General features: G+C 35.0%; 23 protein-coding genes and 2 pseudogenes. 13 read left to right on the forward strand and 12 right to left on the reverse strand.

Going from position 1 to position 22,767, the window contains the following annotated elements; translation table 11 throughout:
- Window positions 1–73 precede the first annotated feature (73 nt).
- Window positions 74–1,570: a bifunctional metallophosphatase/5'-nucleotidase gene (locus CD29_RS06740; RefSeq protein WP_081976168.1), complete on the reverse strand. Its 1,497-nt coding sequence runs from the start codon at window positions 1,568–1,570 to the stop codon at window positions 74–76.
- Between the two features lie 6 nt (window positions 1,571–1,576).
- Between CD29_RS06740 and CD29_RS06745 the strand changes: the two are divergent.
- The 8 genes and pseudogenes from CD29_RS06745 to CD29_RS06780 form a co-directional block, all read left to right on the forward strand.
- Window positions 1,577–2,053, forward strand: a pseudogene (locus CD29_RS06745) (PhnD/SsuA/transferrin family substrate-binding protein); the annotation flags it as partial.
- 113 nt (window positions 2,054–2,166) lie between these two features.
- Entirely contained in the window at window positions 2,167–2,961 is a 795-nt protein-coding gene (phnC, locus tag CD29_RS06750; protein ID WP_036184467.1) for a phosphonate ABC transporter ATP-binding protein, read from the forward strand.
- Entirely contained in the window at window positions 2,924–3,733 is an 810-nt protein-coding gene (phnE, locus tag CD29_RS06755) for a phosphonate ABC transporter, permease protein PhnE (RefSeq protein ID WP_036184468.1), read from the forward strand. The genes phnC and phnE (CD29_RS06755) overlap by 38 nt, the downstream gene beginning before the upstream one ends.
- A gap of 10 nt (window positions 3,734–3,743) precedes the next feature.
- Window positions 3,744–4,547 (forward strand): phosphonate ABC transporter, permease protein PhnE, encoded by an 804-nt coding sequence (gene phnE / locus CD29_RS06760; protein ID WP_036184470.1) that lies wholly within the window; start codon window positions 3,744–3,746, stop codon window positions 4,545–4,547.
- Between the two features lie 164 nt (window positions 4,548–4,711).
- Window positions 4,712–4,996: a DUF2564 family protein gene (locus tag CD29_RS06765; RefSeq protein WP_036184471.1), complete on the forward strand. Its 285-nt coding sequence runs from the start codon at window positions 4,712–4,714 to the stop codon at window positions 4,994–4,996.
- A 177-nt stretch (window positions 4,997–5,173) separates the two neighbouring features.
- A pseudogene (locus CD29_RS06770) lies at window positions 5,174–6,130 on the forward strand (ATP-grasp domain-containing protein).
- Between the two features lie 205 nt (window positions 6,131–6,335).
- Window positions 6,336–6,767: a hypothetical protein gene (locus tag CD29_RS06775; protein WP_036184472.1), complete on the forward strand. Its 432-nt coding sequence runs from the start codon at window positions 6,336–6,338 to the stop codon at window positions 6,765–6,767.
- Between the two features lie 147 nt (window positions 6,768–6,914).
- The gene (locus tag CD29_RS06780; RefSeq protein WP_036184474.1) at window positions 6,915–7,766 is read left to right on the forward strand and encodes a GNAT family N-acetyltransferase; all 852 of its coding nucleotides are present in this window, start codon (window positions 6,915–6,917) and stop codon (window positions 7,764–7,766) included.
- Between the two features lie 108 nt (window positions 7,767–7,874).
- Here the strand turns inward: CD29_RS06780 and CD29_RS06785 are convergent, their stop codons facing one another.
- From CD29_RS06785 to CD29_RS06790, 3 genes are all read right to left on the reverse strand, one after another.
- Window positions 7,875–8,297 (reverse strand): GNAT family N-acetyltransferase, encoded by a 423-nt coding sequence (locus tag CD29_RS06785; RefSeq protein WP_052124032.1) that lies wholly within the window; start codon window positions 8,295–8,297, stop codon window positions 7,875–7,877.
- 6 nt (window positions 8,298–8,303) lie between these two features.
- The gene (locus CD29_RS20590) at window positions 8,304–8,438 is read right to left on the reverse strand and encodes a GNAT family N-acetyltransferase (RefSeq protein WP_215490525.1); all 135 of its coding nucleotides are present in this window, start codon (window positions 8,436–8,438) and stop codon (window positions 8,304–8,306) included.
- 123 nt (window positions 8,439–8,561) lie between these two features.
- Window positions 8,562–9,290 (reverse strand): DUF2087 domain-containing protein, encoded by a 729-nt coding sequence (locus tag CD29_RS06790; RefSeq protein WP_036184475.1) that lies wholly within the window; start codon window positions 9,288–9,290, stop codon window positions 8,562–8,564.
- 381 nt (window positions 9,291–9,671) lie between these two features.
- Between CD29_RS06790 and CD29_RS06795 the strand changes: the two genes are divergently transcribed.
- Complete coding sequence (locus CD29_RS06795; RefSeq protein ID WP_036184476.1) at window positions 9,672–10,943, forward strand: OFA family MFS transporter; 1,272 nt, start codon at window positions 9,672–9,674, stop codon at window positions 10,941–10,943.
- A gap of 57 nt (window positions 10,944–11,000) precedes the next feature.
- Here the strand turns inward: CD29_RS06795 and CD29_RS06800 are convergent, their stop codons facing one another.
- The gene (locus CD29_RS06800) at window positions 11,001–11,738 is read right to left on the reverse strand and encodes an HAD-IIB family hydrolase (RefSeq protein WP_036184481.1); all 738 of its coding nucleotides are present in this window, start codon (window positions 11,736–11,738) and stop codon (window positions 11,001–11,003) included.
- 62 nt (window positions 11,739–11,800) lie between these two features.
- Window positions 11,801–13,009, reverse strand: coding sequence for an MFS transporter (locus CD29_RS06805; RefSeq protein ID WP_036184483.1), 1,209 nt, complete (start codon window positions 13,007–13,009; stop codon window positions 11,801–11,803).
- Window positions 13,010–13,133: 124 nt separating this feature from the next.
- Here CD29_RS06805 and CD29_RS06810 point away from each other — a divergent pair, with 124 nt between their 5' ends.
- Window positions 13,134–13,682, forward strand: a complete 549-nt coding sequence (locus CD29_RS06810) for a GNAT family N-acetyltransferase (RefSeq protein ID WP_036184485.1) — start codon at window positions 13,134–13,136, stop codon at window positions 13,680–13,682.
- Between the two features lie 49 nt (window positions 13,683–13,731).
- Here CD29_RS06810 and CD29_RS06815 read toward each other — a convergent pair whose 3' ends face one another.
- Together CD29_RS06815 and exaC are read right to left on the reverse strand one after the other, a co-directional pair.
- Window positions 13,732–14,055, reverse strand: coding sequence for a DUF779 domain-containing protein (locus CD29_RS06815; protein WP_036184487.1), 324 nt, complete (start codon window positions 14,053–14,055; stop codon window positions 13,732–13,734).
- Between the two features lies 1 nt (window position 14,056).
- Entirely contained in the window at window positions 14,057–15,577 is a 1,521-nt protein-coding gene (exaC, locus tag CD29_RS06820) for an acetaldehyde dehydrogenase ExaC (RefSeq protein ID WP_036184490.1), read from the reverse strand.
- A 248-nt stretch (window positions 15,578–15,825) separates the two neighbouring features.
- Here exaC and CD29_RS06825 point away from each other — a divergent pair, with 248 nt between their 5' ends.
- Window positions 15,826–16,767, forward strand: coding sequence for a Gfo/Idh/MocA family protein (locus tag CD29_RS06825; protein WP_036184493.1), 942 nt, complete (start codon window positions 15,826–15,828; stop codon window positions 16,765–16,767).
- Window positions 16,768–16,830: 63 nt separating this feature from the next.
- On the opposite strand, the gene CD29_RS06830 is transcribed toward CD29_RS06825, so the two are convergent.
- Window positions 16,831–17,376 carry a chloramphenicol phosphotransferase CPT family protein gene (locus CD29_RS06830; protein WP_036184496.1) on the reverse strand — a complete coding sequence of 182 codons (546 nt, stop codon included), beginning with the start codon at window positions 17,374–17,376 and terminating at the stop codon, window positions 16,831–16,833.
- Between the two features lie 980 nt (window positions 17,377–18,356).
- Here CD29_RS06830 and CD29_RS06835 point away from each other — a divergent pair.
- Entirely contained in the window at window positions 18,357–18,860 is a 504-nt protein-coding gene (locus tag CD29_RS06835; RefSeq protein WP_036184499.1) for a hypothetical protein, read from the forward strand.
- Window positions 18,861–18,896: 36 nt separating this feature from the next.
- Here CD29_RS06835 and CD29_RS06840 read toward each other — a convergent pair whose 3' ends face one another.
- Complete coding sequence (locus tag CD29_RS06840) at window positions 18,897–19,121, reverse strand: hypothetical protein (RefSeq protein ID WP_036184501.1); 225 nt, start codon at window positions 19,119–19,121, stop codon at window positions 18,897–18,899.
- A 3-nt stretch (window positions 19,122–19,124) separates the two neighbouring features.
- A complete protein-coding gene (locus CD29_RS06845) occupies window positions 19,125–19,445 on the reverse strand; it encodes a YbjQ family protein (protein WP_036184503.1) in 321 nt (106 codons plus the stop codon).
- A gap of 330 nt (window positions 19,446–19,775) precedes the next feature.
- Here CD29_RS06845 and CD29_RS06850 point away from each other — a divergent pair, with 330 nt between their 5' ends.
- Window positions 19,776–21,179, forward strand: a complete 1,404-nt coding sequence (locus tag CD29_RS06850; RefSeq protein ID WP_036184506.1) for a GGDEF domain-containing protein — start codon at window positions 19,776–19,778, stop codon at window positions 21,177–21,179.
- 49 nt (window positions 21,180–21,228) lie between these two features.
- Here CD29_RS06850 and ahpF read toward each other — a convergent pair whose 3' ends face one another.
- The gene (gene ahpF / locus CD29_RS06855) at window positions 21,229–22,758 is read right to left on the reverse strand and encodes an alkyl hydroperoxide reductase subunit F (protein ID WP_036184508.1); all 1,530 of its coding nucleotides are present in this window, start codon (window positions 22,756–22,758) and stop codon (window positions 21,229–21,231) included.
- Between the last annotated feature and the right edge of the window lie 9 nt (window positions 22,759–22,767).

Raw genomic sequence — 22,767 nt, forward strand, 5'->3', positions numbered from 1 at the left:
CTAACGAAGTAAAAGGAAACTAAGGCTGAAGAATGTATAGGTGCGGATATTTTTAAAAGTGAGTAGTAGAATACTAAATCTTTACAAACCAATTTTGGTTACAAGTGGCACTAATCTTTTTATGATTAATAAAATATTGAGCTATTACTTCGATCATGTCTGATTGAATTTCTTTTAGTACAGGTTTATCTTGAAACATTGGGAAATTCCCTGCTCCCGTTGCACGGTAACTGTTCATCACTACTTTAAATTGGTCATTCATTGACATGGGTTCGTTGTTCCAATGAAGTTTCGTCACACGCTGTCCAATTGGATTTGATATGGTGAATTCATATTCAATGCCTTCCCACATGTCGTAGTTATAAGGTTGAGATTTAGGGATTAAAAACTCAGGATTTACAACGAGCTCTCCGTCAGCAACGGCGAAGTAGGTTGCACATTGTTCTAAGGCGAGTCGAATATCATTTCCGCTTAGAAGTAAAACTTTTAACGTGTTTGGATAGATATAGTTATTCATGATGTCTCTCATTGTGACTCTGTAATTAAACCCGCCTTTTTCATTATGAAAGAGGGCTGTACTTGAAATTTGAGCACCACTTATCTCTAATTGGATATTATTTATAAATTCTACATAAGGATGATCTACTAACCTTGCTTGAAATGAATCTTCTATTAACATATTGCCACTCACTGTCCCAATCGGTTCATCAAGCCAGCTTTCTAATCTTTTTTGCAATGAAATTGCGTTGGTAAGACTTTCATCGTCCGTCTCTGTTAAATCATTTACATAAATTAATGATGGCTCATGAAATAATCTGTTTATATTTAATTCTTCATCGAGCTCTACTTTTACATCAATTTCAGCCATGCAAGTTCCTTTCGTTCCAGGCTGTATGACAGACTTCCCATTAAATTTCTTAGCAATTTCTCTATGTTGATGTCCGGTAATGAGGATATCAATACCATCTATTTCACTTATTTTATACCCCTGATTTTCTCCAGTATCAGCTTCAGCAAGGTCACCAGTTTCAAGGTCTCTCTCAATGCCTCCGTGATAACAAACTACAAGGAGATGAATATCTTCAGTTTTGCGAATCAACTGTACCCAATGCTTTGCACTTTCATAAGCGTCATGGAATTGAAGTCCTTCAATATTAGAAGGCTCCTCCCAAAGTGTTACAAAATGTGTTGTTACACCAAGGATTGCTATTCTAATTCCATCTATTTCTTTTATTATGTAAGGCTTACTGAGATGCTCTTTGTTTTCGTAATAAATATTTGCTGCAAGCCATGGAAAATGGGATTGTGCAATCACGTCTTTGAGAGTTGCTAGCCCGTAGTTGAATTCGTGATTTCCAAAAACCGCTGCATCATACTGTAAATCGTTCGCTGCAGTGATCATTGGATTTGGTTCATTATGAGAAAATTTATGATGGAAAAATGCCAATGGACTTCCTTGAATAAAATCCCCGTTTTCAACTAATATAATGGGTTTTTCTTGTCGTTTTTTCTTAATTATTGTAGCTAGTTTTGAAAGTCCTAATTGTGAAAAATCAGGATTTCGATAGATGAATTAAACTGGAACGTGATGTCATCATCTTCACCAGCAGGGTATATTTACCCAGCTTTATGGTTAAAAGAAAACTTCGGAAAAACAATTACAGATTTATCAAAAGTTGTACAAGTAGATTCATATGGTAGTGCTTTCGCTCGACTTGCAGCGGGTCAAACGGATGTATTAGTGACATATGCTGATGCACGTCGTGATAATGAAGAAAAATGGACTGCTGAATTTGGTCGTGAAGCTTCTATCTGGGAAGAAACAGATGTAGTAGGTGTAATGCCTGCGATCTATAACGATACAATTAGTGTAAGTAAAAACTCTGAAATTATGGATGAAGATTTAAAATCATCATTACAACAAGCGTTCATGAACATTGCTCAAACAGCAGAAGGTAAAGAAGTAATTAGTATCTATAACCATGAAGGTTACCAAATTGCTAAAGATGCTGACTATGATAACGAACGTGCAGCACAAGAAGCTGTTCAATAGTTAAGAAACAAATCTAATAGTTGTGAAATAAAAAAAGTGAGGACATTCAATTTTGATGTTCTCCTTTTTTCACGAATAGAAATGAAAGTTCAGACAAAAGATTGGAGATCACTATGATTGAATTTATAGATGTTGAAAAGCAATATCCCAACGGTTTGACGGCTTTAAAAAATATTAACGTCAAGATTGAACAAGGGGAATATGTAGCAATCATCGGGTTATCCGGTGCAGGAAAATCAACCTTCATTCGCTGCATAAATCGAATGCATGGAATTACAGAAGGTTCTATTTATATAAATGGAATGGATATACGCCTATTAAAAGGAAAAGGGGTTAGAAAACTCCGTCGTTCTATTGGTATGATTTTCCAATCATTTAATTTAGTAACTCGAACAACAGTCTTAAAAAATGTTCTAGTATCCTATGTTCCAGATCTACCATTTTGGAGAAAAATAACTGGGATTTTTACGAAGGAACAAAAAATAAATGCACTCACTGCCTTAGACAAAGTCGGCATATTAGATAAAGCCTATGTACGTGTCGATCAATTATCTGGGGGTCAGCAGCAGCGTGTTGCTTTAGCAAGAACATTGGCTCAAGCTCCCCAAATTATTTTAGCTGATGAACCTGTTGCTTCTCTTGACCCTGTTACAGCAAATTTGGTAATGGAAGATTTTAGGAAGATTAATAAAGAACTAAACATGACTGTGGTGATGAATATCCATCATGTTGAATTAGCACTTACATATGCAGATCGCATTATAGGAATCCGTAGTGGGGAAATCGTGTTTGATGGAAACGCTTCTGATGTGAATGATGAGGTACTTTCATTAATATATAGCGGTCAAGAAGTGGAGGATACGAGTGCCAATGAATCTACTATCTCCGAAAAAAATCCAGTTGCCTAATGGGAAAATGGTTGTCGAAAAAAGATCAGTAACACCACTCATCATCATTGTTTTGTTGCTTTTTACGATAGTCTCTATCAATATTACGGAATTTAAATTGGAAGTCATTGTTAAACAAATTAACAGGTTATTTGTCATCATAGATGAGATGATTCCGCCAAATGTGGAATATATGCCAAGTTTATGGCAACCACTTCTAGACACAATTAAGATGTCATTAATAGGTTCAGTTCTTGGGGCTATATGTGCACTTCCTGTTGCATTTTTTGCAGCTTCTAATATTACAAAGAATCGGTTAATCACGACTGTGGTGAAGTTTTTATTAAGTCTTCTACGAACACTACCAACACTAGTCGTAGCTTTAATAGCAACGTATGTTTTCGGTTTAGGAACAATGGCTGGAACAATTGCCATCTATTTATTCACCGTTTCATATGTTGGCAAACTTCTATACGAGCAGATTGAGAACGCCAATATGGACTCCTACGAAGCAATGCAATCTTTAGGACTTACATCGATGTATTCTTTCCGCTATGCCATAATGCCACAAGTGATTCCAAACTACTTATCTACAACTCTGTTTTGTTTCGAAGGGAATGTTCGTTATGCAGCCATTCTAGGATATGTAGGTGCAGGTGGAATTGGACTAATGATCAATGAAAGCATTGGGTGGCGAAACTATGCGAACCTAGGCATGATTATATTAATGCTTGTCGTCACGGTATTTATTATTGAAACAATTAGTGAGTACTGTCGGAAGAAACTAATGTAGGAGAGATCGAATGAACGCAATAGAACAGCAACTTCAATATGGAAAGAGAAATCGAATTTCATTGATTATAACGGTTATCACTATTTTCTGTTTGCTCGTCTGGTCTGCTACGGCAATCAATTTAGAGAATATGGCAGCAAATGGCCTTGATATTGCTAAAAGTATAATTTTAGGTATTTTAAACCCCGATTGGACATTGTTAACCGATTTTAAAGGTGGCATTCCTTATTTATTAATTGAAACATTGGCTATCGCCTTTTTAGGAACAATTATTGGAGCTATTATAGCAATACCTTTAGCTTTTTTTTCAGCTTCCAATATCGTACCAAAACCAGTAGCCTGGATTGTGCGCTTGCTTTTAATTTGTATACGTACAATTCCAGCGATTGTCTATGGTTTGATGTTTGTCCGTGTAACAGGATTTGGAGCGTTTACAGGTGTACTAACTATTGCATTCGTGTCAGTGGGGATGCTAGCTAAATTATTTGTGGATGTCATTGAAGATTTGGATCGCAGTGTGCTGGAATCAATGACTTCTATTGGTTGCAACATGTTTGAAAAAATCCGTTTTGGTATCATTCCTCAATTATCAGCACTATTTTTATCCATTGTTATTTATAGGTTCGATATGAATTTGCGCGATGCGTCCATACTAGGTTTAGTTGGGGCAGGTGGAATTGGGGCACCATTAATTTTCGCTATGAATTCTTATCGATGGACACAAGTAGGATCCATCTTAATAGGTTTAGTTTTATTAATTTTAATTGTTGAGTATTTGTCAAATAAAATCCGTACAAAATTAGTAAAAGGGTGAAGATAATTTTTCACGAATAGTATGATTCAAAATAATTCAATTATGTGTAAGAATCAATTGTTCATTCGACTAAGTATTGGCTAAATGAACTTTACATATTTCAATGTTAAACATTGAATACTATGCATAGTAAGTCAAGAAAATTGAATGAAGGGATGAGGCAATTGGCGAAACATTCAAGTGAAAGTTGGAAACAGGATCATCCAAGTACTTTATTTGGGAACTCTGTTCAAAGAGCAGATCGCGCGGTAAAACAAGCGATGTCACATCCACAGGAAATCGCAGTAGAGCATGCATTTAATTCGATTGAACATGCCGAAAATGCATATCAAAATGCGATGGAACATAATGAACATTTAGACATGGTAGAACAAAATAAGGATCATCTGGAGACGTTAAAACAACAATTAGATGAAGTTGATCAGATTGTTGAAGAAAAGCAATTTTAACATCATCTTCATCAGCGATATAAGAGGATGTATTAATACACAAAGCAGTTGTTTGCGCAAAGAAGCTTCCTTTTTACTCTGTAGTTATTTAACTACAGAGTTTTTTATGGTTAAATGTTTATTAAATTGATTGGTTTAGTACGTTAATGTTAGAATGTAAAAAAGAGGTGATTGTAAATGACAAAAAAAGTCTATGTAATTCACGAAAATGATGATTGGACAGTTCATTTAACTAAAAGGTTAGATGAGTTGAATATCCCTTATGAAACTTGGCATTTAGACGAAGGGATTGTTAATTTAAACGAAGCACCACCAGAAGGTATTTTCTACAACCGTATGAGTGCTTCATCGCACACACGTAACCACCGTTATGCACCAGAACTTGCGACTGCTGTTATTGACTGGTTAGAATTTTACGGACGAAAAGTGTTAAACGGAAGTAATGCACTTCGTCTTGAAATTAGTAAAGTAAAACAATATACACAATTAGAGAAATACGGTATCCGTGTTCCTAAAACAGTTGCAGCTGTGGGTAAAGAACAAATTATAGAAGCGGCTAAAGCACTAAATATAGTACCTTTCATCACAAAACATAATCGTGCATGAAAAGGGCTAGGTGTTCAATTATTCTTCTCTTTAGAAGCGCTGCAGGAACATTTAGACAAACCAACTTTTGAAGATTCGGTAGATGGGATCACACTTGTGCAGGAATATGTAAAATCACCAGACTCATCAATCACTCGCGTAGAGTTTGTTGGCGGTGAATATGTGTACTCTGTAAGAGTAGATACTTCTGAAGGCTTTGAATTATGCCCTGCAGATGCTTGTCAAATTGGGGATTTATATTGCCCGGTAGGTGAGGAACCAAAAGACCAAATGAAGTTCAGAATTTATGACAACCAACGTACTGAACTTATTGAAAAATACAAACAGTTCTTAAAAGGGAACAGTATTGATGTAGCAGGTATTGAGTTTATCGTAGATGAGGAAGGCGCAGTTTATACTTATGACGTGAACACAAATACAAACTATAACTCTGACGCGGAAGAACTAGAACAAAAATTTGGTATGCTTGAGTTAGCGAAACTATTGGGTAGAGAATTAGAGAGTCTTAACGAACGTGTAGAGAAATAAGTGACAATATAAAAGAGAAAACACAAAAACATGTGTTTTCTCTTTTTATGTGTAATGCGATTGATTTAAGGAAATACTAGCCTTTTATGTATAGCTTTTCGAGCAGAAAATAAAAAAATTATTGCAGAAGGTAATTGTAAAGCATAAACGAACATATATAAAAGATTAACTACTTATTTTCATATTATACAAAGGGGAAATGGATATGTACGATTTATGGAATGAGTTTAAAATTACACCGCTTTTTAATTATATTTGGGATAAAGCAAAAGAAGCTGGACTATATCCACTTTATGCAAAAAGTAAGGAAACCATGCAATTATTCTTAGACCATGAGCTACTTGAAGATCGAGCGATTCGCATAGGTGCTATACAATATGAAGGGATTAGTACTACGCAAAAAGAGCCACATTTAGTGAATTGGAGATTTGAAAGACGCCTTTTACCAGAGGATTTAAAAAACGAGTTGGAGATATTAACATCTTTTCGAAGAGATACAAATTCAGGTCCTGATATAAATCCTCATGCTCAATCGATTTCATTTAAGTTTGAAGAACTAAATGAACCTACCAAAGAGGCCATTGAAAATATTGTGAAAGTAATAAGTAAATATATAAAAAGTGTAAAAGAAAAATGACAGTTCAAGATTTACTGTCATTTTTTACTTTTATCTTACAGAAAGAACAATAGGCTAGAATTTTTTCGTGTAGGAGAAGGAATTTACAATCCATATAAAGAATTTGCTAGAGTTGTACAATAGTTTTTATAGAATTGGGGAAAGAGTATGATGATTAAAAAATTGTCTCAGTGTACTTTAGATGAAATACTAACGGCGTGGAATGATGGCTTTGAAGGTTATTTTGTGCAAATAAAAATGAATGCAGAAGTATTTTTGAATCGACTGGTGGGAGAGGGATTATCTCCGAACCATTCCATTGTTGCTTTTGATGATAACAAACCGGTTGGAATCGTGTTAAATGGTTTTAGAAATGTGGAAGGGAAAAAGATAGCTTGGAATGGCGGTACAGGAGTTGCACCAGATTATCGAGGAAAAGGTGTATCCAGAAGCTTAATGGAGGAAACATTAGCGATCTATAAACAGGAAAATGTGGATACCTCCACATTGGAAGTGATAAAAGAAAATGAAAGAGCCATTAAGTTATATGAAAAGTATGGCTATGAAATTAGTGATCACCTACTGTTTATCACTGGAGAATATGAATCGAAAATAAGTGAATCTCTTGGGGTAAAAGATGAATTACTAAGACCAGAACAGCTTCCTAGTTTCTCATTTTACAAAGAAGATGTACCTTGGCAATGTAATTGGTTGAGCGCAAAACAGGGAGAAGCGAAGATTTTTTATAATGGTAAGAATGAACCGATTGGTTATGCAATTTATCGAAAAGTTTGGAATGAAGATAAGAAACTAGATCGAATTATCCTCCATCAGATGGAATTGCTTGAAAAAGGAAATATAGAGGATATTCCTAAATTTATTGGGACGATTACTAAAGAAAAAGTTAATATTACAACGATTAATTTCTCTGCTTCCAATCCTGTTTCGAATTACCTGATTGAACAAGGGTTAAAGGTGACAACCGAACAATATCAAATGAAGAAGAAAATGAACCTATAAAGGCTATGAAAAGTAAGGGGTTCAAAGTACGAATCCCTTGCTTTTACTCACTTAAATGAGACAACTTTTCTGGAAAGCACAGAAAGTTGTCCAAAAACTCCCTTAATATTACATAGTCTTAAAATATTGTTCAGCTGTAAGTGAATAGTAACATTGACCTTCGAAATCACTTAAATTTTCCTGGAGATGGCTAATACGAAAATGATAATTCATGCCAAGATTCTCCAATAGTTTAAGAGAAGATAGGTTTCTGTAATCTGCAAAAGCCATAATCTTCTTTAAACCAATTACTTCAAATCCATATTTCATGGTTGCTTTTGCAGCTTCAAGAGCAAGTCCTTGCTTACGATATTTAGAGGAAATCCCATAGTAAATTTCTATTTCACCCATATTTAAGTCATCAGGTCCAAGACCGCAATATACAATGATACGGTTATCTTCTTTATGAATGATAGAAAGATTGAATTTATAAATTTTATCCGGTGTATTCTTCTTATTCTGCGCAATTGACCACTCGATAATTTTCCTCACACCGTCTCAATCTGGAATATCTTCAGGTATGTACTGATAGAAATCCTTTTCGCTGACCACCGCATAGGTTTGATCAATGTCATCTATTTGGTATGGACGAATGATTAATCGTTCCGTTTCTAATTTTGCGTTTAAGAACATGTAGTTTCCCCTTTATAGTAAGTTTGCAATTTTACTATTCTATTATTAATTGCATAATTCCTTTCTTGACCCTATAAGTTTTTGGGGGGAAGTGAATTATCCTAAGATTCAAATTGGCATTCTTTACTCTTTAATCCAATAGGAAGCTCCGTCGTTACTTCGATCCATAAAGCCATACTCAATTAAATGACGTCGTAACGATACATAATCTGCGTTGACCGTTTTTAAGATCGTGTTGACTTCCTTTTCTGTATACGATATTCCAACCTCAAATCTCTTTAAAATATGTTGAAGAATTATTAATTTTTTCTTTTCTTTACTTGGAATTGCATCAATTCCACCATCTAATCCACTCTTGAAATAAGTTTTTAATACCTTTTCTCGGTCCTCTTGTTCGATACTATATCGCTCATCCACTTGTTTTGCTCCTTTATGAATCATATATTTTTCGGGATCATTAACAAACTGCATTAATGCTAAGAAAAACTTTGCTTGTCGTTCCTTTTCGCGTAATTTGAAACGATGCTGTCTTACCGTAGAAATACTTTTTACATTGCTTCTGTCTACAATTTCTTGGTCAGGTGTTTGTTCATAGAAATGTTGTAGCATTTCAAGCTGGACGTCTGTTAGACCAGTTGTTTTTTTGTCTAGCTGAAGAATAGCGTGAAAAGGGGATTCGTGATGAGATAATATATGCCTTTTCATTCTTCCTTCGGCAGTTAGTAACTTTTCCTCGTAGGGGTAGATTTCATCGGAATGATATTTTTCACTACAAAATAAACAGTGATATTCGTAGTCTTGGAACTGATAGCCTTTTGCCAAATCCTCTATCGATAAATTTTGAATATTCAATACAACACCTCCATAAACATAATATCTCACCGTTTGTTTATTTGTAAACAATTTTTATATTTGTTTATATAATTGTGTTTTTCAACACATTTGAATAGAAGCAAACCAATCCTTTTAATTCGGCTATATTTATAGCTATTTATAGAAGGAGATTGTGATTTTTTGACGACGGGGCAATTGTTTAAATTATTGAAATATAACATTACTATTTATTTGTACAAAAAGATGATATATAATCGACTTATTAATTTTCGTAAATATAAATATTTCACCTAATATTTAGTTGAATTTAGCTAATATTTAGTTTAAAAAACGAACATTTAATTTAATTTTATTAATAATATTCGTTTTTTAAAAGTGAAAGTAAAAAGGAGATATTATATGGGAATGTTTGAGAACAAGTGGATTCGAGCAGTACTTCCTGCTTTATTAATTCACTGTAGTATTGGGACAGTTTACTGTTGGTCATTATTTAAAGGTGATATTGCCACTTACATCGGAAAGCCTATTGGTCAAGTGGAGTGGGCATTTAGTATCGCCATCTTTGTTTTAGGGATGTCTGCAGCTTTTGGAGGTAAATTTGTTGAAAAAGATATACATAAGTCATCGTTACTTTCTGCGCTATTTTTTGTCGTTGGGATGGCCGGAACAGGGTTCTTTATTTATCAAAAATCCCTACTAGGAATTTATATTTCTTATGGAGTTGTAATGGGGATTGGTCTTGGAATTGGCTATTTAACACCTGTAAAAACGTTGATGCTTTGGTTTAAAGAGCAAAAAGGGTTAGCGACAGGGCTTGCTGTTGCCGGATTTGGATTAGCGAAGGTAATCGCAAGTCCTTTAATGGAACAGCTGCTTGGTGAACGAAACAGTGAAGGAATACTAGTTAATGCTTCGAATGTATATACAATGTTTTATATTTTGGCGGGAATTTATTTGGTGATGATGGTTGTTGGTCACTTAATACTAAAGAAACCTGCAGGATCTGAAGTTGAAAGTGTACAAGCACAAAGCTTTAGTTACAGAAAAGTGTTAACAAACCGTACGTTTATCGGTATTTGGCTGATGTTCTATATTAATATTACATGTGGTTTAGCTTTAATTGCACAGGAGAAAGGGATCCTTGCATTCATTGGCTTTGGGGCAATTGGTTTAGTAAGTTCCTTAACAGCAGTTTTCAATGCTGGTGGACGTATTGCGTTCTCAGCATGGGGAGACCGCTTAAAAGACCGTAATTCAATCTATAAAATTATCTTTATTTCATCAATTTCAGCGATTTTATTAACTATAGTGTTTGATGGAATTAATAACTCAATCGCGATTCTAATAATCGCTTTACTTTGTATCGTTAACGCTGGTTATGGCGGTGGGTTCTCATCATTACCACCATTATTATCTGACCGCTTTGGAATTGATAGTATTTCTACAGTGCATGGATTAGCATTATCTGCTTGGGCAATTGCAGGATTGACTGGCAACCAGCTAAGCGCATTCGTACTTGAAAAAACTCAATCATATGACATGGTTTTATACGTTATCATGGCTTTATTCGCGGTTGCGACTTTAATTAGTATGTTTGTAGTAAGGCCTGAAAAAGTTCACTTTGAAAGTGAAGCATATGATAAAGAAGATGATATGGTAGTAGTAAAGTAAATAAAGATGAAAGGGATGCCTTGATATAGAAGGTGTCCCTTTTATTATGATTAATATTTATTTTATCGATTCTACTAAGTAATTTTTCATTTCTCTTATAGTAGTTGCAACTTCTTCACTTTTAATAGATTTTGAAGCATATTTTTTCACATCGTTAGTACCGATACATACGCTGAAAATAGCATTTTCAAACAAACATTGATCGTTGCTGTCGTTTCCAAAGGCGATGAAATCTGTAATTTGTAATTTCTGGAGTCCATAGACTTTATTTATACCTAAAGAGCTTAGATCAACTGCGTTTTCATTTTTATATAGCGTCACTGTAACGGGTAATTGATTTATTTCCTCTATAATTGCTTCCGGTGGGTTAAATAAAACTAATTTGCATATTTTTGATAGACTCGCTAATTCTCGATTTTGCGCGGTGCTCTGGTCGATATTCTTATAAATGGGATGATCCTTATTCCCAGTAAATGAATAATCCCTTTTTCCGTCAGCCAAATAAGCTAGATCATATGTATGTATTATATTGTGCAGTTGATCAACTAATTGTGGATCAAAATAGCTAGTTGTGATTTTTCCGTTGTCAGAAACAAAGCAACCATTACCGCCAACTAATTTGTTCTTTTTAAAATTCGATGGAAGAACAGGAATTAAATCTCGTATAGGTCTTGCAGACGCAAAAATAATTTCATGCCCTTCCTCTGTTAGTTCATTTATTGCTTCAATGATGGACAAGTCGATTGTCTTGCCATCAAAGCACAGTGTTCCGTCGATATCAAATACAAAGTTCAATTAAATCGCCTCCCTATAATGAGTATAACTTAGAATTTCAAAATATTGTAAGAGTGAAATCGTTACTTTACTTCACCTGATTGAAAGTAGAGTCTATGTTTAACAAGATGGATATAAAGATAGATCGCAAGTAATAATCCAATAAATGCGAATATGCTTGTGACAGCTTGTACAGAATACCATTCTGCAATGAGTCCAATTACTAATGTAAAAAGGATTTGTAGAATGCCTTGTAATAGGTTAAGTGAACTGCCGAATCTCCCCATTATTTCAGTGGGGATAGACTTTTGATAAAGTGTCGCATAACCAGTGTTTCCAAATGCCATGAAGAACCCAAGCGCGATGAATGAAATGATTGCTATCGATAGGTTTTGTGACATGTAAAAAATAAAGTAGCTTAATAAAGTTAATGAAAAACCAGCACCAATATAGGAAACGAGAGAAATTTTTTTAACATAGATTGCAGCAGCTGCCCCGCCTAATATTGCTCCTACTCCTGCAACACTTACAACAACTCCGTAGATTGTATCAGAAACAAGAAGATGGTCTTTTAAAAAGGTCATTTCTTGAGAATCTAGTGCGTGTGCGATCATTAAAGCGAGAGAATAGACAATGAAAAATGTCTGTAATAAACGATTTTCAAGAATAAAACGAAGTACATATAAAAAATCTGTCCGCAATATTCCTAATGTGATAACTTGCCTAGCTTTACTTTGGTTTGTTTCAATATTAGGAAGAAAAGATAAAGCAAGTGCACAGATGAAAAATGAAAATCCATTAATCCACATAGCAATAGACGTATTACTTAAAGCAATGATGGTACCACCTAAAGCTGGGCCTATCATGAAAGAACCCGAACTTAAAATACTATTAATAGCATTGAAGCGTTTACGGTCCTGTTCCTCTACAATTTTTGTAATCATAAAAGTACTACTTGGTCCGAAAAATGAACTAGCCATATTAGCTAGAAATATTAGTGTATAGATCAACCAAATTGATGAAACAAAGGGCATTATACAAACGATTAATCCTCGAATGACATCAGTCAAAATCAGAATTTGCTTTTTGTTAGAGCGATCAATTATGGATCCTGCAAAAAAACTACAAAGAATACGGGCAATTGGTCCAACTATATATATTCCTGCAACAGCTGCCGGCGAATGGGTTAAATGCCAGACAGCTAAGTTTAATGCAATGAGGTAAATCCAATTGCCGAGATTTGAAACGCCAAAACCAAATAAAAGTAAAATATAATTTTTAGGATAATTCATCGGGTTTCTCCTAACGAATCTGACTTGTGAATTCATCTTTCTAACTATGAATAGTGTTCAAATTATAATAGACTGAAAATTATGAAACTGTAAAGCGTTTAGAAGATTAGAAGGAGTGAGACTCATGGTGTCGATCCGACAAATATATTTAGAAGAATATCCGGTGGGGAAGAAGATAACTTTTCAATACACTTCCAAGAAGTATTACAAAGTCCATTCTGAAAAAACTGAGAATGGATGGAACTTTTCACTAGTGGAAGGAGCATTTGAGACACCATTTGTAAAAGAGATGGAAGAAGAAATCTTTGAGCCCTATAAAGAGGGTTCGGAAGTTTATGTTGCAGAAATTGAGGCGCAAGAAGCTGCAGTTATGGTGATTCAAAAAATGGAGTGGAATAATACGTTATTAGTTCATGACTTGTATGTAAAGCCCGATTTTAAGAACAGTGGTATTGGAACTAGATTAATAGAACAGGCTAAGAGTAGGGCTATTGAACTAGGAGTTAGACTCATTGCATTAGAAACGCAGACATCGAATTTTCCAGCCATTCAATTTTATTTGAAAAATGGCTTCGAGGTGATTGGGTTCAATACAATGTCATACACGAATGATGATGTGAAGAATAAAGAAGTAAGATTAGAAATGGCTTATATTGTAAATGATGGGTGCTGATCTAAACAAAAAACCCTCCACTCAATTTGAGTGAAAGGTTTTGTTAGTCTTAAAGTGCTTTTGCACGTATGATAAAGGATTTATTCTCTGTACTTTCAAGAGAAAATGAATTCCCCATCCCGTCTGACACATCGATGATGATCTGTAAGTGTTGCCAGTAAGAGAAGTTTGAGTTGTGCATAAAGTAGGGCACACCGACAACTTCTCCGATTTGTTCATCTCGGCTACCAAGATAGAAGTCACCCTTTGTCATACAGATCGGTGACGTTCCGTCGCAGCAACCTTCAGAATGAACGAAAATTAGTTCACCGTGCACACTTTGCAACTGTTGAATCAGTTTTGTAGCTGCTTCTGTTGCGATGACTTTTTCCATCTTAGAAGAAGCCCATTGATCCTTTGTTGTAACCAACTAGGATACATTTTGTTTGTTGGTAGTGTGAAAGCATCATTAAGTGGTTTTCACGACCGATACCTGATTGTTTGTATCCACCGAATGCTGCGTGAGCAGGGTATTGGTGGTAAGTGTTTGTCCAAACACGACCAGCTTGTACAGCACGACCTGCGCGGTAAGCAATTTCGCCACTGCGAGACCATACACCAGCACCTAAGCCATATACTGTGTCATTAGCAATTTCGATTGCTTCGTCGAAGTCTTTGAATGTTGTCACAGATAATACTGGACCAAAGATTTCTTCTTGGAAAATACGCATGTTGTTTGTACCTTTGAATACAGTTGGAGCAACATAGTAACCTTCAGCAAGTTCGCCTTCTAATACGTTTTGGTGACCACCGATTAGAAGTTCAGCGCCTTCTTCATTACCGATTTCAATGTAAGATAAGATTTTATCTAATTGTTGTTTAGAAGCTTGAGCACCCATCATTGTTTCAGTGTCTAATGGGTTACCGATTTTAATCGCTTTAATACGTTCCATAACTCTTTCCATGAATTTGTCATAGATTGACTCATGTACTAATGCACGTGTTGGAGCTGTACAAATTTCACCAGAGTTAAGTGCGAATAATACGAAACCTTCGATTGCTTTATCTAAAAACTCATCATCTTGATCCATAATGTCTGGGAAGAAGATATTTGGTGATTTACCACCAAGTTCTAATGTTACAGGAATAATGTTTTCTGTTGCATATTGCATAATTGAGCGACCTACTACAGTTGAACCAGTGAACGCGATTTTTGCGATACGTGGGTTTGTAGCAAGTGGTTTCCCAACTTCAAGACCAGTACCTTGAACGATGTTTAAAACACCTTTTGGTAATAAATCTTGGATTAACTCGATTAATACAGACATAGAAGCTGGTGTCTGCTCGGCTGGTTTCATTACGATACAGTTACCTGCAGCTAATGCTGGAGCAATTTTCCAAGCAGCCATTAGTAATGGGAAGTTCCAAGGAATAATTTGTCCAACTACACCTAGTGGTTCGTTGAAGTGATAAGCTACAGTATCACCGTTGATTTCACTGATGCCGCCTTCTTGTGCACGAATAACTCCTGCGAAGTAACGGAAGTGATCCACGATTAAAGGTAAGTCTGCATTTAATGTTTCGCGAACTGCTTTACCATTATCCCAAGTTTCAGCAACTGCGATCATTTCTAAGTTTTCTTCAATGCGGTCTGCAATTTTATTTAAAATTTGTGCACGGTAAGCTACAGTTGTTTTACCCCAAGCGTCTTTTGCTGCATGTGCTGCGTCAAGAGCAAGCTCAACGTCTTCAGCTGAAGAACGAGGTACAGTTGTAAATACTTTCCCTGTCACTGGTGAGATTACATCTAAATATTGACCTTTAACTGGTGCTACCCATTCGCCACCGATAAAGTTTTGGTATTGTTCTTTAAATTGAACTAAAGATCCTTCTGTATTTGGATTTGCATATATCATAATTATTTCCCCCATAATTATATATTTAGCTTTCGTAGGGAAGTTCACGTTTTCGACAAATTTCCCTATGAATCTATCATGCCACATTTCCGACAAAAATGCAAACGCTTTCAATATATTTAAATATTAAGATTTTTATTGCAAATATTTAGAATAATGATAGAGATATTCGTTAAAAAGCTACATAATAAGATTAATGGCTTTAATTATTTATACTAGTAATCGCAAAAGGTGAAGGGAGAAGTTATATGAGAAAAACATCATTTGCTCTAATTGGAGTTGGAGTAGTAGGAGAAAGAATTATTAATCAACTATTAAATAGTGAAACATGTGAGATTATCTCAATCTATGATGAAAATAAAGCGAGATTACAAGAAGTGGCTACTAAATATGAACTACCGGTAGCTCAATCTGTTGATGCACTTTTTGAAACGAAACCAGATTGGGTGTATATAGGGACACCACCTGTGAGTCATGCTAGTTTAGCGGAACAGGCGGCAAAACATGGATTAAATATTCTTTCTGAAAAACCGCTAGCTCATAATGTGGAAGACGGAGAGAAGATGGTTGCATCAGCGACAAAGGCAGAGGTTCATACAGCTATGCATTTTCCTATGATGTATAGCCCTGTTGTTCATCAATTGAAGGAAGCATTAAGAGAAGATGAACTTGGAGAGATTGTAAGAATTGAGCTTCACACATATTTTCCTGTTTGGCCACGCCCTTGGCAACAAAATCCTTGGATTGCAACACGTGAACAAGGTGGGTTCATTCGTGAGGTCTTCCCGCATTATTTACAAGTAATGCACTATTTATTTGGTGATTTAACGATCCTTTCTCATGAAGTATCTTATCCTGAAGATGTAGAACACTGTGAAACTGGTGTATCAGCATTAGCGAAAACGACATCCGGTATACCTGTTTTATTGAATGGATTATCGGGAATTGGACAGAAGGAGCGACTTGAATTTAAGGTATTTGGTACAGCAAAGGTGATGACGATCCGCAATTGGTCTGAGCTTTGGGTGAGTGAAGTTGGACAGGAAGAAGTTCAAGTGATACCAGATGTAAAACCATTGTCACTAATTGACTCGTGTTGTGGATTATTGAGTGGTGAAGAAGTTCTGACGGTGCCGTTTGAAGAAGGATTAAAAGTTCAAAAGTGGATTGATGAGTTATTAAGTAATTAAATCGACAGTTATATAATTTACCCGCCTTAATTTTATTTTTGGGAAGCAAGGCGGGTTTTTGAATTATCTATTAAAAGTTTTATGTGATTCGTTAAATCCTGTGAAAGGATTCGGATTCTTTAAACGCTCAACGATTTTTTGTGCACAAATGGATAATGGTTCAACCGTTGTATTTACCTCAATATCATATACTTCTTGCTTATGAACAAATTCAAGCTGTGAAGTCGCTAGCCCGATGCGGCGATCACCTCTTAATTGCTCTCTACGATTTAGTTCTTCGGAAGAACAGTGTACCCCAACTAAAAGTATAGAATAGTCCCTTAAAGTTTCATAAAACGTATGCTTTGTTTTGGAATCATGAATGATTTGATCAAGTATCAAATTTACACCTTTGTCTGCAAACATTGCTACATTTTTATAATAAAAATACTCTGTTTCAATGGGAATCAGTCGATTATTCTCCCGATCTTCCATTTTTTCAATTACAAGATCATAGTCATCTATGCTAAAAGAAAAATAATCAGGTAGTAGTTTTGTTAGTTCCTTAGCTAACGAAGATTTGCCTGAACTTGAGACACCGTTAAGGACAATTATTAATCCTTTTTCCATATTTTAGCTCCCTTTAAGTTGATGAATTAATTTTAATTAATAGAGCAGTGTTGGTAAAGATATTATTAATTCTTTTATAGCTTGATGTAACGATGGACTTGTTTAATTGACTGAAATTGAAATCAAATGTCCAATATAAAAGTTTGTTATGGGAGAATAGAAACATTTTTTAAGGATTCCTCTCTACTGTTTAGGTCGAAGCATGTAAAAGATTGCAATCTCATTTATGCAGTGCTGTTTAGCTGAATTTATAATAGTAGGGAAATATAAAAATGTCTCTAAGTTAGAAGATTAGTAATACTAAAATTAATTTTATGTCAACTTAGTTTACGAAATTGAAGATAGCATGTTGTCGTTTTGTCGATAAGAAAGTGTCAATTTAGATATTTTACTAAGATATTTGTAACGAAGATTAACAAAATACAAAAATAAGGACAAAAGCTAATTTTATATGTTCTTAATGCGGTTTTTTTGTCAATTAGGTTGACTAAAATGTTATCGTAGTGATTTTCGAAGCTACAGAATAGCGATTATTTTATTTACTATTCAACTATAGAAAACAATTTAAAAAGGTTAACCTTAAATTCTGATTCAAAATTAGATTTATAACATCGTATGGTAAGTTATTTGTAAACCAAGTATACAATGTAAGTATTGTAGTCTAATGATTTGTCGAATATAGTAAAAAGTTTATTATTTTATTGCAATAAATTATACAGAAATGCATATTTTAATAAATCCTCATTATTCCTAAATCCCATGTATTTTCCACTTGAGTTTTTTGTCAACCTGATTGACAAAATTGTTGTTAAACTAAAAGTTATAAGTCGTAATATTCATTTTGTTGTTGTCGAAAGTTTTATAACTCGAATTTTGTTATGAAAAGAACAAGTGTAATTAAGTAATAAACGTCTAAGTTATTAGAGAATCCGACCATATACTAATTTGAAGAAATTTATGCCGATAGGTGGTGAATGTATATGGTGTACTATCCTTATGGGAACGGACCACGTTATCAAATGAATTCACAGAGGAATGGGTCAGCTGTACCAAATAGAAGACAAGATGAAGCTTATTTTTACCCTAGTGAAATGGCAAGACAGTATGAAGGCTACTATAATCCGTATCAGGTGAGAAGGCAGGACGAATATTATCCAAACCCTACGAGGGGAAGGGGAGAAGGGTATATTTACCCTGATCATAGAAGAAGACAAGAAGAAGTCTACTATTACCAAAATCAGATGAGAAGACAGGACGAAGCGTATTTTCATCCCAATGGAATGCCAGGACCCAACCAAGCTCCAATGGCAGGGCCAAACCAAGCTCCAATGCCAGGACCAAATCAAGCTCCAAACAGGCGACCTCCATCCCGATTACCAGAACAACTAAATTCTATCGCAGGACATATGGGAACAATCACACAGGGGATTAATATAATGAGGCAAGTAGGCTCGCTGCTAAGTATGTTTGGTGGTAGAAGGTAAAATAGTGTGAGTGCTAGGCACTCACACTATTTAAGTTCATTCTTCTTTATAAAATCGTTCGCCCGTTTCTTGGTTGAAATAAACGACGAGTCTTTTCTTAGTGGTTGGGTCAATAGAGACTTCATTTGTTCGTCTGAATCCAGGAGGTACTTGTTGTCCATGTTTTTTTGAAAAACGTTGATCCCAAATGAACCACGATCCAAAAACTAAAATAAGAAAGATAATAAAAGAGATGCCATAGATTCCGAAAATCCACTCCATAGCTTATACCTTCTCTACGATAACCGCAGTTCCATAGGCGATAATTTCACTCATGTTTTGACCGATTTCTCCAGAGTCAAAGCGCATCATAATAATGGCATTTGCGCCCATTGTTGTTGCATTTTTTACCATTCGATCAATTGCTTGCTTTCTTGCATCCTCAAGCATTTCTGTGTATTGATTGATCTCCCCACCAATTAACCCTTTTAATGATGCAACGATATCTTTTCCAAGACCTCTTGCTCGAACTGTTAGTCCAAAGACAGGTCCTAAAACTTCTTTTACCTCATAATTTGGTATCTTTTCAGTTGTTACAATGATCATAACTATCGGCTCCTTTACACATTATCCTACCAATTAATTATATGTTATATATAGGTTAAGATGCCATTTAACTATTGGTGCAAGGATAATAGAGCGGGTGATTTAAAATAGATAATAAAAAGCACGTATATAAAATATGTACTTAAAAAATTATTCAACAATATTAATAGAAGACCAAATAGTAAACATTTCTTAAGAATTTAATGACTAAAACTTACGATTTTGTTATTTTGTTATATACTAAAGATAAATTAGTAGAAAATTGAGTGAAATAATTATATTTTTGCATAGTTTGATATTTCATTAACAAGTAAGAGTTGGGTGTATTGTATGGAATTAGAAGAATTAAAATTATTGCAACAACGTGTTACCTCACTAAGAGCAGAAGGGAAATATAAAGAAACGATTGAAACAAGTCAGGAGCTTCTTAAACTCGGTTTGGAATGTAATGATTATAAATCAGTTCTAATTGCGCATTTAAATAAAGCAGCATCATTTTATTGTATTGGAGATATGGAAGAAGCTTTTCAAAGTATCGATTCATACAGTGAGGTATGTCTTCAATATGGAGACGATGTGGATTGGTTAAGCTTTTATAATGTTCGATTTTTGCTTTATGAATTTCAAAAGGATTATACAAAAGCAAAAGAAACACTATATCGAACAATTGATATAGGAAAGAAAATACATAAGTACAATATTGTTAGCAATGGATATAGCAATTTAAGCCATCTATTCTTAGTGGAGGAAAATTTTGAACAAGCGCTAGAGATGGCCAACTTGGGATTAGAAATGGCAAAGTTACATAAACCAAAAAGTGAAATTTTAGAAACAAGAGTTAAGTTAAATATGGCTAAATCCTATATTGGGCTTCAAAAATTTGTAGAGTCTAAAAGAATAATGGATGAGATTACTCGTTCCAATATTTTAGATTCATTTATTAGAGAAAAATCTCAATACTATGATTTACTGGGCATGTGGCATGCAAAGCTAGAATTATATCAGGAAGCATTTGATGCTTATACAAATTCGAAACAACTTGTCGAAAGTTATAATGATTTGTATCTATTAAAGACCATTCAAGAAGAAAGAATAAAGCTATGTGACCTCATGAATGATATAGAAAAAGGATATATCGTGCAAAAGGAATATATTAAATTGCTGGAGGATATAAATGACAGAGAACTTGCATTAACTGCTTTAAAGCTTGAAGTGAAGCATAGCATCAGGTCATTTGAAAAGAAGGCAAATACTGACTTTTTAACAGGGGTATTCAATCGTAATTATCTGGAGAGCAAGGTTAGTGAATTATTAAATCAAGCATCTGATAAACAAGAAAACATTGTTTGTATCATAATTGATATAGATGATTTTAAGTTGTTTAACGATGAGTATGGACATTTATTTGGTGATGAAGTGATTAAACAAGTTTGCAAAGCTTGTGAAGATATCTTGCAAAAAGATGAAATCATTGGGCGATTTGGTGGAGATGAATTTGTCATCATCACAAATGGTCAATCTCTTGAAGAAGGGAAGAACAAAGCTATGCAAATTGACGAAGCAATACGTAATATAAAAATTAATAATGGCGGCGAGTCTTTCTCAATTACGGTTAGTATGGGTGTAGCAGATAATCAAAAAGGTAAAATTACATCCTTCCAAGAGTTATTCCACCTCGCGGATATTGCTCTCTATGAAGCAAAAAACCGTGGAAAAAATCAAATCTATGTCTAATTAAAAAAACACTATCCCTTAGAATGAAATGGATAGTGTTTTTTCTATATTAGTTACGAATTAAATAATCAAACGACGCTAATGAAGCAGTTGCACCAGATCCCATGGAGATGATAATTTGCTTATAAGCACTGTCAGTACAGTCACCTGCAGCAAATACGCCAGGAATTGTAGTAGCACCACGCTTGTCAACAATGATTTCACCGAAACGAGAACGTTCAAGAGTACCTTCTAACCATTCTGTGTTTGGTACAAGACCGATTTGAACAAACACACCAGCTAATTCGATATGTTTTTCTTCACCTGATACTCGATCTACATATGTAAGACCATTCACTTTATCAGTACCTGTAATCTCTTTCGTTTGAGCATTAGTTACAACAGTTACATTTGGAAGAGTATGTAAACGATTTTGTAATACTTCGTCTGCTTTTAGACCATCGTTGTATTCAATAACCGTAACATGATTTACAATTCCTGCAAGGTCAATTGCAGCCTCAACGCCAGAGTTTCCTCCACCGATTACTGCAACGTCTTTTCCTGCAAATAGAGGACCGTCACAGTGAGGGCAGTAAGCTACACCTTTGTTCTTAAACTCTGCTTCACCAGGAACGTTAATGTTTCTCCAGCGAGCACCAGTTGCTAGAATAACAGATTTACTCTTAAGAACTGCACCGTTTTCTAATTCAATTTCAACAAGATCTTTCTTTTCTAAACGTGTTGCACGTTGTAGATTCATAATATCTACGTTGTATTGCTTTACATGTTCTTCTAAAGCTTGCGCAAGTTTTGGTCCTTCTGTTTCTTTTACACTAATAAAGTTTTCGATAGAAAGTGTATCTAAAATTTGACCACCAAAACGTTCAGCAACAATTCCTGTACGGATACCTTTACGCGCTGCATAAATTGCTGCACTAGCACCAGCAGGGCCGCCACCAACAACAAGAACATCGTAAGGTTCTTTATTAGAAAAGTCTTCTGCTTTAAGACCTGAGCCTAATTTAGCAAGAATTTCATCTACCGTCATACGACCGTTACCAAATTCCTCACCGTTTAAGAAAGCAGCTGGTACAGCTAAAATATCTTTAGCTTCAACTTCTTCCTTGAATACAGCACCATCTACCATCGTGTGTTTAATGTTCGGGTTAAGCACACTCATAATATTAAGAGCTTGTACAACTTCCGGACAGTTATGGCAAGTTAAGCTAACGTATGTTTCAAAGTTGTAAACACCTTCAATTGCTTTAATTTGATCGATGATACTTTGATCCACTTTTGGAGTTCGGCCACTAACTTGAAGTAGTGCTAATACTAAAGATGTAAATTCATGACCTAGTGGAACACCTGCAAATACGATACCTGTATCTTCACCAACACGGTTTACACTAAAGCTTGGTGTTCTTTCTAGTTCTACTTTTTCTACTGTGATTTTTGATGAAAGAGAAGCTAGCTCATTCACTAGAGCTAGCATCTCCTCTGAAGCTTTATCAGTACCTGTACTAACTTTAAGGACGATATCGTTCTCAAGCAGCTGTAGGTACTGACTTAATTGTGATCTAATTTCTGCATCGAGTGCCATTAATATCGC

Source organism: Ureibacillus manganicus DSM 26584 (genome assembly GCF_000772945.1).
Lineage (GTDB): Bacteria > Bacillota > Bacilli > Bacillales_A > Planococcaceae > Ureibacillus > Ureibacillus manganicus.